Origin of the sequence: Streptomyces sp. NPDC092370, assembly GCF_044755265.1 — a bacterium.
GTDB lineage: Bacteria > Actinomycetota > Actinomycetes > Streptomycetales > Streptomycetaceae > Streptomyces.
This window is the reverse complement of sequence record NZ_JBIVQO010000008.1, coordinates 202,055-214,220: the sequence shown is the minus strand read 5'-3', so window position 1 is coordinate 214,220 and position 12,166 is coordinate 202,055. Positions and strand designations below refer to the sequence as shown.

The following is a 12,166-nucleotide window of genomic DNA, read 5'->3' as shown; positions in this document are numbered from 1 at the left end:
CGAGCCTATCTCAGGCGCACACAAGTGATCTATCCGATAAGGCAGGGCTCAGGACGTACCGGACTGCTTCCGCATCAGGTCCTCGAAGTCCCCGGTGTCGGACTGCGGGGGCCGCTCGGCCCGGACCGCCACGCCGTAGTCGGTGTAGTGCGCGGTCTGGGTCATCAGGCCCGTGGCCATCCGCGCCTTCTCCACCTTCTTGACCAGCAGGTTCCGCTTGTCGACCCAGATGTCGACCGTCTCGGTGGTGACACCCGCCTCGGTGAGCTGCTTCCTCAGGCCGGCATCGGCGACGTCGGCCGCCGCCACGGTGCCCGACCAGTGCGTGGCGGTCCGGCCGCGGACGGTTTCCTCGCCGATCTTCCTGACGTCGCCGGAGGACAGCAGGAGCTTCACGGACTGATTGGGCGTCGTGCTGCGCATCTGGTCGCCGAGTCGGCCGCCCGAGCCGCCGGTGAGGGCTTCGAGATCCTCGTAGGCGTACCGGATCCAGTGCTTGCCGCCGGCCTGCTCCGCGAACTTCTCGCCCATCCGCGCGTAGTACGCGTCGGGCAGGTACCGGGCCTCCATCGAGGTGCTGCCCAGCCGGCGCATGGTGTCGGCCATGGTGCCGCCGGTGTAGGTGATGGTGAGGGTGCCGGAGATGCCGTCGCTCCAGCCGAGCGTGCCGGCGGCGGTCATGGACATCAGGGAGCCCATGGTCGTCGTGGACTCGACCCGGGCGGACGCCGCCTGCTCGGTGGCGCGTTCGGCCGAGCGCAGGGCCGCCGGGGACCGGCCGCGCCCAGCACGGTCGTTCTGGCCGGGTCCGTCGGAGGAGTCCTGAGAGGTGCAGGAGGCCACCCCCGTCAGCGCGGTCGCCACGAGCACCAGGCCCACGCGGCGCACGGTCGTGCCCTGCATACGTCCCCCCGTTCGCATCCGGTTCCCGCACGTTAACCCAGGCCACCGGCGTACGTACCGGAAAAAGGGAACGGGCCCCGCACCTGTGAGAGGTGCGGGGCCCGTGACCGGTTGGGTGAGCCGTCAGGCTCAGACCGCAGCCGGGTCCTCCTCGACGAGGAGGTTGCGGGTGCGGTTGGAGTCGACCGGAATGCCGGGGCCCATCGTGGTGCTGATGGCGGCCTTCTTGATGTAGCGACCCTTGGCGGCGGAGGGCTTCAGACGGAGGATCTCCTCCAGCGCCGCGCCGTAGTTCTCCACCAGCTTGGTGTCGTCGAACGACGTCTTGCCGATGATGAAGTGCAGGTTCGAGTGCTTGTCGACGCGGAACTCGATCTTGCCACCCTTGATCTCGGTCACGGCCTTGGTGACGTCGGGGGTGACGGTGCCGGTCTTCGGGTTCGGCATCAGACCACGCGGACCGAGCACACGGCCGAGGCGGCCGACCTTGCCCATGAGGTCCGGGGTGGCGACGACGGCGTCGAAGTCCAGACGGCCCTTCGACACCTCGTCGATGAGCTCGTCGGCGCCGACGATGTCGGCGCCCGCGGCACGAGCGGCCTCGGCACGGTCACCGGTCGCGAAGACCAGGACCCGGGCGGTCTTACCGGTGCCGTGCGGGAGGTTCACGGTGCCACGGACCATCTGGTCGGCCTTGCGCGGGTCGACACCCAGACGGAAGGCGACCTCGACGGTGCCGTCGAACTTGGTCGTGGAGGTCTCCTTGGCGAGACGGACGGCCTCGAGCGGGGCGTAGAGCTTCTCCCGGTCGACCTTGGCGTCCGCAGCGCGAAGGGACTTGCTGCGCTTGCTCACTACTGCTCCTGTGGATTCTTAGGAGTCGTGGTCCGGGCCGAGCAGGCCCTGCCACTTCTGCTGATGGGGTTGGGGCTCAGCCCTCGACCGTGACGCCCATGGAACGGGCGGTGCCGGCGATGATCTTCTCGGCGGCGTCCAGGTCGTTGGCGTTGAGGTCGGGCATCTTGGTCGTGGCGATCTCGCGGACCTGGTCACGCGTGATCTTCGCGACCTTGGTCTTGTGCGGCTCGCCCGAGCCCTTCTCGATGCCCGCGGCCTTCAGGATCATCTTCGCGGCCGGCGGCGTCTTGGTGATGAAGGTGAAGGAACGGTCTTCGTAGACCGTGATCTCCACCGGGATCACCCAGCCACGCTGCGACTCGGTCGCGGCGTTGTAGGCCTTGCAGAACTCCATGATGTTCACGCCGTGCTGACCCAGCGCGGGGCCGACCGGCGGAGCCGGGTTGGCGGCACCGGCCTGGATCTGGAGCTTGATGAGCCCCGTGACCTTCTTCTTCTTGGGAGGCATGTGCTCTCTCCGGGTCCTAGTGAGAGTTTTTCAGCCTCCGAACCGGATCATCCGGATGGAGGCATACCGCACAACGATAACGGGTATCCATGTGCGGCCAAAAACCGAGCAGGTCAGACGGGCTGTGAGGCCTGTCTGACCTGTTCGGAAGCGGTGCGTCCAGAAGCGGTTAGTTCTTCTGGATCTGGTCGAAGGAGAGCTCGACCGGCGTCTCACGGCCGAAGATCTCCACGAGACCCTTGACCTTCTTCGAGTCCGGGTTGATCTCGTTGATGGTCGCCTGCAGCGTGGCGAACGGGCCGTCGGTGACGGTGACCGAGTCGCCCACCTCGAAGTCCAGCACCTGGACCTCGACCTTGCGCTGCGGAGCCGGCTTGCCCTCGGCCTCGGCGGCCTCGCGGGCGGCCTTCTCCTCGGCCTCGGGGGCGAGCATCTTGACGATCTCGTCCAGGGTCAGCGGGTACGGGTCGTAGGCGTTGCCCACGAAGCCGGTGACGCCGGGGGTGTTGCGGACGACGCCCCAGGACTCGTTCGTCAGGTCCATGCGGACGAGGACGTAGCCCGGAAGCTTGTTCTGCTTGATCGTCTTGCGGTCGCCGTTCTTGATCTGGACGACCTCTTCCTGCGGCACCTCGGCCTGGAAGATGTAGTCCTCGACGTTCAGCGAGACGGCGCGCTGCTCCAGGTTGGTCTTCACGCGGTTCTCGTAGCCGGCGTAGGTGTGGATGACGTACCACTCGCCGGGCAGGACCCGCAGTTCCTCGCGGAGCTTCTCGATCGGGTCGCGGTCGTCCTCGGGCTCTTCCTCGAGTTCTTCCGCGGCCTCTTCGCCGTCCTCGGTCTCCGCCTCGGCGGCGTCGTCCGCGACGGCGTCGGCAGCCTCGACCTCGGCGGAGGCCTCGGTGTCCTCGCTGTCCGCGCCCTCGACGACGTCGAGCTCGTCCTCGACGGACTCGACAGGCTCGATGGCGTCGTTCACGTTCGGGTCAGACACGGTGGCTGCTTCTTCCTGGATACATAGGGGTGGAACATGCGAAAGGAGCGCCGGGTACCTCGGCGCTCTTCGCGGACTGCTCAGCCGAACACGTACTTGGCTGCGTTGCTGAGCCCATAGTCAATCACGGTGACCAGGCCGATCATGATGACGACGAAGATGATCACCACGGTCGTGTAGGTCGTCAGCTGGTTACGGGTCGGCCAGACGACCTTGCGCAGTTCCGCGACGATCTGGCGGTAGAAGAGGGCGAGCCGCTTCAGCGGGCCCTTCTTTCCGCGCTTGCCGCCCTTGCGAGCCTTCTTGGACTCCGGCGCCTCGTCCTGGGCATCAGGCATGTCGATGGAGCCCACGGCGTCCGTCACTCGTCCTCACCTGATTCCGGGTCGTGGCCGTGCCGCGCCCGGTCTGAGCCGCACGGCGGTGCATTGCTGTACGTACATGCGCACACATCCTGGCGATGGAGTGTGTAGCAGGGCCGGAGGGACTTGAACCCCCAACCGCTGGTTTTGGAGACCAGTGCTCTACCAATTGAGCTACGACCCTTTGTGTGTCCCCCAACGTACCGCATCCATCCGGATGCTTGGTGTGCACCGAACGGGCGCGGCCTGCTGAAGGCCAACGAGGTGAGAGTGTACGTGCTCGGCGGCCGGTCGTCGAACAGAAAGGGCGCGGCGCAGGGCTCGTTGGCGGAAGATCGCCTCGGGAGCGGGGGCCGGACTGACGTGAATTCGCTGAAGGCCGCCCAGGCCGTGCAGGCGATCCGCACTGTTGTTCAGGGGTCTGCCCGACGTTGTTCAGTCTGTGAAACCCCTGTGCCGCGCGCGTTTCCGGTCTGAAACGATGGGGTCCATGAGCGCTGCAACCCCTCCCACCGAGCGCCGGGTCTCCGCCCGAGTCGGCGCGATCTCCGAGTCCGCCACCCTCGCCGTGGACGCCAAGGCCAAAGCCCTCAAGGCCGCAGGGCGGCCGGTGATCGGCTTCGGCGCCGGTGAACCCGACTTCCCGACCCCGGACTACATCGTCGAGGCCGCGATCGAGGCCTGCAAGAACCCGAAGTTCCACCGCTACACGCCGGCCGGCGGCCTGCCCGAGCTGAAGGCCGCGATCGCCGCGAAGACGCTGCGCGACTCCGGCTACGAGCCGGACGTCTCCCAGATCCTGGTCACCAACGGTGGCAAGCAGGCCATCTACGAGGCCTTCGCCGCGATCCTCGACCCGGGCGACGAGGTCATCGTGCCCGCGCCGTACTGGACGACGTACCCGGAGTCGATCCGGCTGGCCGGGGGTGTCCCGGTGGAGGTCGTCGCCGACGAGACGACCGGGTACCGGGTGACCGTCGAGCAGCTGGAGGCGGCCCGCACGGAGAAGACGAAGGTCGTCCTCTTCGTCTCCCCGTCCAACCCGACCGGCGCGGTCTACAGCGAGCACGAGACCGAGGCGATCGGCCACTGGGCCGTCGAGCACGGCCTGTGGGTGCTGACCGACGAGATCTACGAGCACCTGGTCTACGGCGACGCCTCGGCCGTGTCGCTGCCGGCGGTGCTGCCCGAGCTGCGCGACAAGTGCGTCGTGGTCAACGGTGTCGCGAAGACGTACGCGATGACCGGCTGGCGCGTGGGGTGGATCATCGGCCCCAAGGACGTCGTCAAGGCCGCGACGAACCTGCAGTCGCACGCCACGTCGAACGTGTCCAACGTCGCCCAGGCCGCCGCGCTGGCCGCCGTCTCCGGTGACCTGGACGCCGTCGCGACGATGCGCGAGGCGTTCGACCGGCGCCGCAAGACCATCGTGCGGATGCTGAACGAGATCGACGGCGTGGTGTGCCCGGAGCCGGAGGGTGCCTTTTACGCGTACCCGTCGGTGAAGGCGCTGGTCGGCAAGGAGATCCGGGGCAGGCGCCCCAAGGACACCGTCGAGCTGGCCGCACTGATCCTGGAGGAGTCCGAGGTCGCGGTCGTACCGGGTGAGGCCTTCGGCACGCCGGGCTACCTGCGGCTGTCGTACGCGCTGGGTGACGAGGATCTGGTCGAGGGCGTGAGCCGGATCCAGAAGCTGCTGGCGGAGGCGCGGGACTGACGTCCGCTTCGTCGGTCCTCCGGCTCGGGGCACATGCCGTTTTCGGCATGTGCCCCATTTGTTTGTGCGAGCAAGACCACGAAAGGGGAAACGGCTACCGGGACGGCCGGGACGTACGGCAGGATCCTGGGATGGAGCGTGTACGTGATGTCTCTGAGCTGCCGAAAGCCCATCTGCACCTGCACTTCACCGGGTCGATGCGGCCCTACACCGTGCTGGAACTGGCCGATAAGTACGGGGTGCGGCTGCCCGACGCGCTGACCGAGGCGCTGGCCGGCGGGGAGCCGCCGAGCCTGCGGGCGACGGACGAACGGGGTTGGTTCCGTTTTCAGCGGCTGTACGACGCGGCCCGCTCGTGTCTTCAGGAGCCGGAGGACATCCAGCGGCTGGTGCGGGAGGCCGCGGAGGAGGATCTGCGGGACGGGTCGGGGTGGCTGGAGATCCAGGTCGACCCGACGTCGTACGCGCCGCGGCTGGGCGGTCTGATCCCGGCGCTGGAGATCATCCTGGACGCGGTGGAGACGACGTCGCGGGAGACCGGGCTCGGGATGCGGGTACTGGTCGCGGCGAACCGGATGAAGCACCCGCTGGACGCGCGGACGCTGGCGCGGCTGGCGACGCGGTACGCCGACCGGGGCGTGGTCGGCTTCGGGCTGTCGAACGACGAGCGGCGGGGCATGGCACGTGACTTCGACCGGGCGTTCGCGATCGCGCGGGAGGCCGGACTGCTGTCGGCGCCGCACGGGGGTGAGCTGGCGGGTCCGTCCTCGGTGCGGGACTGTCTGGACGACCTGGGGGCGAACCGGGTGGGGCACGGGGTGCGGGCGGCGGAGGATCCGCGGCTGATGAAACGGCTGGCGGACCGGCAGGTGACGTGCGAGGTGTGCCCGGCGTCGAACGTGGCACTGGGCGTGTACGAGAAGCCGGAGGACGTGCCGCTGCGGACCCTGTTCGAGGCGGGCGTGCCGTTGGCGCTGGGCGCGGACGATCCCCTGCTGTTCGGATCACGTCTCGCCGCGCAGTACGAGATCGCGCGGCAGTATCACGGGTTCACGGATGCGGAGCTGGCGGAGGTGGCGCGGCAGTCGGTGCGGGGGTCGGCGGCACCGGAGGACGTGAAGACGAAGCTGCTGGCGGGGGTGGACGACTGGCTGACCGCGTAGCTCGCGTCGTCGCCTGCCGGCGGGGGCGGGTCCGGGCCGTCCCGCCTGGCGGCGGGCATGCGTACTGCCAGGGCGGCACGGGTGGGCGCGCCGCACGCCGCGCCGCCGGGCTGCGGGCGCTGCCATGTCGGGCGTCCGGATGTGCATCCCTATCAGCACACCGATCACGATGAGCGCCACCAGCAGGTGGAGCCCATCGACCTCGGCGGCACCGCCGGGTGCCTACAGGCTGACCCCGACCGTCACCGGCTCGTTGACCAGGGTGATGCCGAAGGCCTCCCGGACACCGGCCACGACCTCGCGGGCCAGGGCGAGGAGGTCCTCCGTCGTGGCGCTCCCCCGGTTGGTGAGCGCCAGGGTGTGCTTCGTGGAGATGCGGGCGGGGCCGTCGCCGTAGCCCTTGGTGAAGCCCGCCTTGTCGATCAGCCAGGCCGCGGAGGTCTTGGTGCGACCCTCGCCGGCGGGGTACGCGGGCGGCTCCACCCCGTCGCCCAGCCGCTCCCGCACGCGTGCCCGGAACGTCGCGAAGTCCGCGTCCGTGAGGATCGGGTTGGTGAAGAAGGACCCGGCCGACCAGGTGTCGTGATCCTCGCTGTCCAGGACCATGCCCTTGCCGGCGCGCAGCTTGAGCACGGTGTCGCGGGCGGAGGCGAGGGGGACGCGGTCGCCCGCTGCCACGCCGAGGGCTCGGGCCGTCTCGGCGTACCGGAGGGGCGCGGAGAGCCCCTCGGCGTCCTCCAGACGGAAGCGGACGCGCAGGACGACGTAACGCTCGGGGTCGGACTTGAAGCGGCTGTGGCGGTAGGAGAAGGCGCAGTCCTCGTTGGCCAGGGTGACCGTCTCGCCGGTGCGGCGGTCGTAGGCGACGACCTCGGTGATCGTCGAGGACACCTCCTGGCCGTAGGCCCCGACGTTCTGGATCGGTGTCGCGCCCGCCGAGCCGGGGATGCCGGCCAGGCATTCGATGCCGGCCAGACCCGCCTCGACCGTGCGGGCGACGGCGTCGGTCCAGACCTCGCCCGCGGCCAGCTCCAGCGTCGTGCCGTCGAGGGAGAAGCCCTTGGTGGCGATGACGAGGGCGGTGCCCTCGAAGCCCTTGTCGCCGATGACAAGGTTCGAGCCGCCACCGATGAGCAGCAGCGGGGTGCCCGCCTCGTCGGCTTCGCGGACGGCGGCGATCACCTCGTCGTCCGTCGTCGCGGTGACCAGCCGGGTCGCGGGGCCGCCCAGGCGGAAGGTCGTCAACGGGGCGAGGGGGGCGTCGTGGAGTTCCTGCACGGGCTCAAGACTACGAGACGGCACTGACAGGGTCGGGCACGCGTGCGTGCGGCCACGTTCGCGGGAACGTGGCCGCACGCACGCTGGTGGCCGTCAGGAAAGCCGGCGGAGGGCCTCCGGCCAGGAGAGCGGGAGGTCTTCGCTGTTCACCTGCCAGGTGGTGAAGGCCGAGTCCCTCATCTGCGGGGCCAGGCGCCGGGAGGCGGGGCCGTGGGCACCGGCGCGGACGAAGGCGTGGAGCGCGTCCTTGGACTCCCAGGCCGACAGGGTCCAGAAGGTCCGCTTCAGCGGCTGCGCCTTCAAGGTCGCCCCGTAGGCGCCGGGGCTGCGGCGGACCTGCCGCCAGACGGCGGGCGTACCGGCGAGGAACCTGAGGGCGCCCCACAGGGTGCGGGTCTCGAAGCGGGAGGCGAAGACGTGCACCTCGGTGTCGCGGGGCGGGGTGTTCGGGACGGTCCAGGGAAGGGTAGGCATGGCCGCTTCTCCTTGCTCGGGTTCGTCGGGGTCAGGGGGAGACCGTCTCCCGCACCGGTGTGGGTTCGGCCGTCCGCGCCTGTCGTTCCGTGCGCCGCCGGGTCGGAATCAGCAGGGCCGCGATGCCCGCGAGGGCGACCACCGCCGAGCCGGTCACGAGGGCCGGTCGCATGCCGTCGACGAAGGTCTGGCCGGTTTCGTAGCCGCCCCGCGCCGCGAAGATCGACGCCATGACGGCGATGCCGAGCGCCCCGCCGACCTCGCGCAGAGCGTTGTTGGCGCCGGAGGCGACGCCCTGTTCCGAGGGTCGCACGCTGGACATCACCAGGTGCGAGGCGGGGGCGAAGAACAGCGCCATGCCGATGCCGCTGACGATCAGGGCGGGCAGCTGGGCGGTGTAGGCGGCGTCGGCCGTGGCGACCACTGCCATGTAGCCGAGGCCCAGGGCCTGCAGGAAGAGGCCCGTGGCGACGACGGGGCGTCCGCCGATGCGGTCGGCCAGGATGCCGGCGACGGGGGCGACGAGCATCGGCATGCCGGTCCAGGGCAGCATCCTGAGGCCCGCCTCGGTGGGCGAGTAGCCGAGGACGCCCTGCATGTACTGGCTGAGCAGGAAGATCGAGCCGAACATGCCGAGGAACATCATCAGGCTCGCCGCGTTGATGCCGGCGAAGGCCCGGGAGCGGAACAGCCGCATCGGGAGCATGGGGTTCTTGGCGCGGGTGCTGTAGAGGACGAACCCGGCGAGCAGGGCCGAGCCCGCGAACAGGCCTGTCAGGACGAGGGAAGAGGTCCAGCCGTCGGCCGGGCCGCGGACCAGGCCGTAGACGATGCCGAAGAGGCCGCCGCTGGCGAGCAGGGTGCCGGGGACGTCGAGCGGGGCTCCGGTGCCGTGGGACTCGGCGAGTCGCAGCCGGGCGAGCGGCAGCAGCACCAGGCCCAGCGGGACGTTCAGCCAGAAGATCCACTGCCAGGAGAGGTGTTCGGTGAGGGTGCCGCCGACGAGCGGCCCGGAGGCCACGGCGAGTCCGTTGACGGCGCCCCAGATGCCGTAGGCCATGCCGCGCTTGGCAGCGGGCACGGCGGCGGTGAGCAGGGTGAGCGTCAGCGGCATCATCACGGCCGCGCCGGCGCCCTGGACCGCGCGGGCGGCGATGAGGGAGTCGATGCCGGGCGCCATGGCAGCCGCGGCGGAGGCTCCGGTGAAGACGGCGATCCCGGCGATGAACAGCCGGCGGCGACCGAAGCGGTCGCCGAGGGCCGCGCCGAACATCAGCAGGACGGCGAAGGTGAGCGTGTAGGCGCTCACGGTCCATTCCAGGTCGTGCAGTCCTCCGCCGAGGTCCTCGCGGATGGAGGGCAGGGCGGTGGTGACGACGAGGTTGTCGAGGGCCGCCATGAATCCGGCGACGCTGGTGAGGACGAGGGCCCAGGCGGCTCCCCCGCGATGTGCGGTCTGCTGTGACATCTCTCCCCCAGAGAGGTGGTTCACTTGAGTAATTAGTTATTGATTACTAACTTTCGCGGCCATGGAAAGGCGCCTCGATGCGCCCTTCCCCCGTCATGCCTCCAGCCGGCCCGTGAGTTTCGCCGACGGGTACAGCCCCTCCCAGACGCGGTGCTCGGGAGGGAAGCCCATTCCCAGCAGACAGTTGATGAGCATCCCGTACGCCAGGAAGGTCGTCGTCTCTTTGACGTCGGCACCCAGCGGCACGTGGACGGTGTCCCACAGCCGCATCCAGCCGGCCCGGACCGACTCACCGAACTCGTGGTCGCCCTCCTGCTCGGCGGCCGCCACGGCGACGTACATCTGCATCTGCATCATCAGCCGCTCAGGCCGTTCCGCGATGACCCTGGTGTACGCGTTCGCCATGGCGTGCTGGGCCTCTTCGCCCTCCAGGCCCTCGGCAGCCTCCTCGAAGGTGTGGATGGACTCCTCGACGCAGCGCTGCGCCGCCGCCAGGAAGATCGCCTTCTTGCCCGGGAAGAGCCGGAAGAGGTACGGCTGCGAGACGCCGACCCGGCGGGCGATCGCCTCGGTGGACGTGCCGTGGTAACCACCGCGGGCGAACTCGGTCGTCGCCGCCCGGATCACACTCTCGCGCCGCTCTTCGGCGCTCATCCTTGCCATGCCCTCGAAGTTAGTACTCAATCACTAACTAGGTCAAGTGAAGGTCCGGGTGCCTTACGCGTAAGGGGCGCCCCGCAGTGGAGAGCGCCCCTTACACCGTGTCGCGACCGGTCTCAGGCCAGTCGGACAACCGCCCTGGACATGCCCAGCACCTTCTGCCCCGCGCTGGTCGCGGTCAGGTCCACGCGGACGGTGTTGTCGTCGAGCTTGGCGGCGACCTTGCCGGCGACCTCGATCACGGCTCCCTGGTCGTCGTTCGGGACGACGACCGGCTTGGTGAAGCGGACGCCGTACTCGACGACCGCACCCGGGTCGCCGGCCCAGTCGGTGACCACGCGGATCGCTTCGGCCATGGTGAACATGCCGTGCGCGATGACGTCCGGCAGGCCGACCTCCTTGGCGAACTTCTCGTTCCAGTGGATCGGGTTGAAGTCGCCGGAGGCGCCCGCGTACCGGACGAGGGTCGCGCGGGTCACGGGGAAGGTCTGGGCGGGCAGCTCGGTGCCGACCTCGACGTCGGAGTAGGAGATCTTCGCGGTCATGTCGCTCACGCCCCCTCGGCCGCGCGGGCCACGAGCTTGGTCCAGGCGGTCACGACGTGCTCGCCGGCCTCGTCGTGCACCTCACCGCGGATGTCGACGATGTCGTTGCCCGCGAGGGATTTGATCGCCTCGATCGTCGAGGTGACCGTGAGCCGGTCGCCGGCGCGGACCGGACGGCGGTAGGCGAACTTCTGGTCGCCGTGCACCACGCGGCTGTAGTCCAGGCCGAGCTGTGGGTCCTGAACGACCTCGCCCGCGGCCTTGAAGGTGATCGCGAAGACGAAGGTCGGCGGGGCGATCACGTCGGGGTGACCGAGTGCCTTGGCGGCCTCCGCGTCCGTGTACGCCGGGTTGGCGTCGCCGACCGCCTCGGCGAACTCACGGATCTTCTCCCGGCCCACCTCGTAGGGCGCGGTGGGCGGGTACGTCCGCCCCACGAAGGACTGGTCGAGCGCCATGGCTCGGCACCTCCTGGTAGCTCTACTGACCGGTACGGGTCCCTCAACGACACGAGGCCGCCCCCGATCACTCGGGAACGGCCTCGTGTACGAGCCTGTTTTATCGCGTTTCGCGGTGCGCGGTGTGCGCATTGCAACGCGGGCAGTGCTTCTTCATCTCAAGACGATCCGGGTTGTTACGCCGGTTCTTCTTGGTGATGTAGTTCCGCTCCTTGCACTCCACGCAGGCCAGCGTGATCTTCGGGCGGACGTCGGTGGCAGCCACGTGAGTGCTCCTAAGACGAACGGATGGACTGTTTAACGCAAGAAGAGTAGCCGATCGAAGGACCGACCCCGCAATCGGCTACTGTCAGTAGCGGTGACCGGACTTGAACCGGTGACACAGCGATTATGAGCCGCTTGCTCTACCGACTGAGCTACACCGCTTTGATGTGTCAGGGCCCCGTCTCGCGACGGGAACCAGTCACACCAGAGCCCCAAAACGGAATCGAACCGTTGACCTTCTCCTTACCATGGAGACGCTCTGCCGACTGAGCTATTGGGGCGAGCGATGAAGACATTACACGCTCGGCCGCCGTTCGCCCAAATCCGTTTCGAGGCCCCCACCCCGGGCGCCCGGACCCTCCTCCCGGCAGCCTCGTCAGTGACTCCGTTGCGTGAGCGGACCACGCCGGTACGACTATTGCGCTCCTCCCCGTCCCACGCGGGAGGCCGTCCTAGGCTCGTCTCACTCTGCGTGATCACGCGTCCTCCCGCGCGCAGCCCGAGCCCCTGGAGT

Annotated in this window: 14 protein-coding genes and 3 tRNA genes; 2 read left to right on the top strand and 15 right to left on the bottom strand. The window is 69.0% G+C overall.

Annotated elements, in window-relative coordinates; translation table 11 throughout:
• Window positions 1–48 precede the first annotated feature (48 nt).
• The 6 genes from ACIQHQ_RS24540 to ACIQHQ_RS24515 all read right to left on the bottom strand — a co-directional run bounded on the left by ACIQHQ_RS24540 (window position 49) and on the right by ACIQHQ_RS24515 (window position 3,809).
• On the bottom strand, window positions 49–903 hold the full coding sequence (locus ACIQHQ_RS24540; protein WP_402615045.1) for a hypothetical protein: 855 nt from the start codon (window positions 901–903) through the stop codon (window positions 49–51).
• 129 nt (window positions 904–1,032) lie between these two features.
• Entirely contained in the window at window positions 1,033–1,758 is a 726-nt protein-coding gene (gene rplA / locus ACIQHQ_RS24535; RefSeq protein ID WP_283973860.1) for a 50S ribosomal protein L1, read from the bottom strand.
• Window positions 1,759–1,834: 76 nt separating this feature from the next.
• On the bottom strand, window positions 1,835–2,269 hold the full coding sequence (gene rplK, locus ACIQHQ_RS24530) for a 50S ribosomal protein L11 (RefSeq protein WP_003992325.1): 435 nt from the start codon (window positions 2,267–2,269) through the stop codon (window positions 1,835–1,837).
• A 169-nt stretch (window positions 2,270–2,438) separates the two neighbouring features.
• A complete protein-coding gene (gene nusG, locus ACIQHQ_RS24525) occupies window positions 2,439–3,263 on the bottom strand; it encodes a transcription termination/antitermination protein NusG (protein ID WP_402615040.1) in 825 nt (274 codons plus the stop codon).
• 80 nt (window positions 3,264–3,343) lie between these two features.
• Entirely contained in the window at window positions 3,344–3,628 is a 285-nt protein-coding gene (gene secE, locus ACIQHQ_RS24520; RefSeq protein WP_104785540.1) for a preprotein translocase subunit SecE, read from the bottom strand.
• Window positions 3,629–3,736: 108 nt separating this feature from the next.
• Window positions 3,737–3,809, bottom strand: a tRNA-Trp gene (locus tag ACIQHQ_RS24515).
• 306 nt (window positions 3,810–4,115) lie between these two features.
• Here ACIQHQ_RS24515 and ACIQHQ_RS24510 point away from each other — a divergent pair.
• The gene (locus ACIQHQ_RS24510) at window positions 4,116–5,342 is read left to right on the top strand and encodes a pyridoxal phosphate-dependent aminotransferase (RefSeq protein WP_402615038.1); all 1,227 of its coding nucleotides are present in this window, start codon (window positions 4,116–4,118) and stop codon (window positions 5,340–5,342) included.
• 131 nt (window positions 5,343–5,473) lie between these two features.
• Window positions 5,474–6,505 carry an adenosine deaminase gene (locus tag ACIQHQ_RS24505; protein ID WP_402615035.1) on the top strand — a complete coding sequence of 344 codons (1,032 nt, stop codon included), beginning with the start codon at window positions 5,474–5,476 and terminating at the stop codon, window positions 6,503–6,505.
• A gap of 222 nt (window positions 6,506–6,727) precedes the next feature.
• Here ACIQHQ_RS24505 and ACIQHQ_RS24500 read toward each other — a convergent pair whose 3' ends face one another.
• The 9 genes from ACIQHQ_RS24500 to ACIQHQ_RS24460 all read right to left on the bottom strand — a co-directional run bounded on the left by ACIQHQ_RS24500 (window position 6,728) and on the right by ACIQHQ_RS24460 (window position 11,933).
• Complete coding sequence (locus ACIQHQ_RS24500; protein WP_402615032.1) at window positions 6,728–7,783, bottom strand: UDP-N-acetylmuramate dehydrogenase; 1,056 nt, start codon at window positions 7,781–7,783, stop codon at window positions 6,728–6,730.
• Between the two features lie 93 nt (window positions 7,784–7,876).
• A complete protein-coding gene (locus ACIQHQ_RS24495; RefSeq protein ID WP_402615029.1) occupies window positions 7,877–8,257 on the bottom strand; it encodes a DUF3291 domain-containing protein in 381 nt (126 codons plus the stop codon).
• Between the two features lie 31 nt (window positions 8,258–8,288).
• Complete coding sequence (locus tag ACIQHQ_RS24490) at window positions 8,289–9,725, bottom strand: MFS transporter (RefSeq protein WP_402615027.1); 1,437 nt, start codon at window positions 9,723–9,725, stop codon at window positions 8,289–8,291.
• A gap of 93 nt (window positions 9,726–9,818) precedes the next feature.
• Complete coding sequence (locus ACIQHQ_RS24485; protein ID WP_402615024.1) at window positions 9,819–10,388, bottom strand: TetR/AcrR family transcriptional regulator; 570 nt, start codon at window positions 10,386–10,388, stop codon at window positions 9,819–9,821.
• 113 nt (window positions 10,389–10,501) lie between these two features.
• On the bottom strand, window positions 10,502–10,930 hold the full coding sequence (locus tag ACIQHQ_RS24480; RefSeq protein WP_031141254.1) for a MaoC family dehydratase: 429 nt from the start codon (window positions 10,928–10,930) through the stop codon (window positions 10,502–10,504).
• Between the two features lie 5 nt (window positions 10,931–10,935).
• Window positions 10,936–11,388 (bottom strand): MaoC family dehydratase N-terminal domain-containing protein, encoded by a 453-nt coding sequence (locus tag ACIQHQ_RS24475; protein ID WP_390987677.1) that lies wholly within the window; start codon window positions 11,386–11,388, stop codon window positions 10,936–10,938.
• A 100-nt stretch (window positions 11,389–11,488) separates the two neighbouring features.
• A complete protein-coding gene (gene rpmG / locus ACIQHQ_RS24470) occupies window positions 11,489–11,653 on the bottom strand; it encodes a 50S ribosomal protein L33 (protein ID WP_003948671.1) in 165 nt (54 codons plus the stop codon).
• Window positions 11,654–11,741: 88 nt separating this feature from the next.
• Window positions 11,742–11,814: transfer RNA gene (locus ACIQHQ_RS24465), tRNA-Met, on the bottom strand.
• 46 nt (window positions 11,815–11,860) lie between these two features.
• Window positions 11,861–11,933: transfer RNA gene (locus ACIQHQ_RS24460), tRNA-Thr, on the bottom strand.
• Window positions 11,934–12,166 lie beyond the last annotated feature (233 nt).

What these genes read in the sequence shown, in the direction of transcription:
- ACIQHQ_RS24475 (WP_390987677.1), bottom strand. Translation starts at nt 11,388, where the DNA reads ATGGCGCTCGACCAGTCCTTCGTGGGGCGGACGTACCCGCCCACCGCG.
- ACIQHQ_RS24480 (WP_031141254.1), bottom strand. Translation starts at nt 10,930, where the DNA reads ATGACCGCGAAGATCTCCTACTCCGACGTCGAGGTCGGCACCGAGCTG.
- ACIQHQ_RS24490 (WP_402615027.1), bottom strand. Translation starts at nt 9,725, where the DNA reads ATGTCACAGCAGACCGCACATCGCGGGGGAGCCGCCTGGGCCCTCGTC.
- ACIQHQ_RS24510 (WP_402615038.1), top strand. Translation starts at nt 4,116, where the DNA reads ATGAGCGCTGCAACCCCTCCCACCGAGCGCCGGGTCTCCGCCCGAGTC.
- rplK (WP_003992325.1), bottom strand. Translation starts at nt 2,269, where the DNA reads ATGCCTCCCAAGAAGAAGAAGGTCACGGGGCTCATCAAGCTCCAGATC.
- ACIQHQ_RS24495 (WP_402615029.1), bottom strand. Translation starts at nt 8,257, where the DNA reads ATGCCTACCCTTCCCTGGACCGTCCCGAACACCCCGCCCCGCGACACC.
- ACIQHQ_RS24540 (WP_402615045.1), bottom strand. Translation starts at nt 903, where the DNA reads ATGCAGGGCACGACCGTGCGCCGCGTGGGCCTGGTGCTCGTGGCGACC.
- ACIQHQ_RS24505 (WP_402615035.1), top strand. Translation starts at nt 5,474, where the DNA reads ATGGAGCGTGTACGTGATGTCTCTGAGCTGCCGAAAGCCCATCTGCAC.
- ACIQHQ_RS24485 (WP_402615024.1), bottom strand. Translation starts at nt 10,388, where the DNA reads ATGGCAAGGATGAGCGCCGAAGAGCGGCGCGAGAGTGTGATCCGGGCG.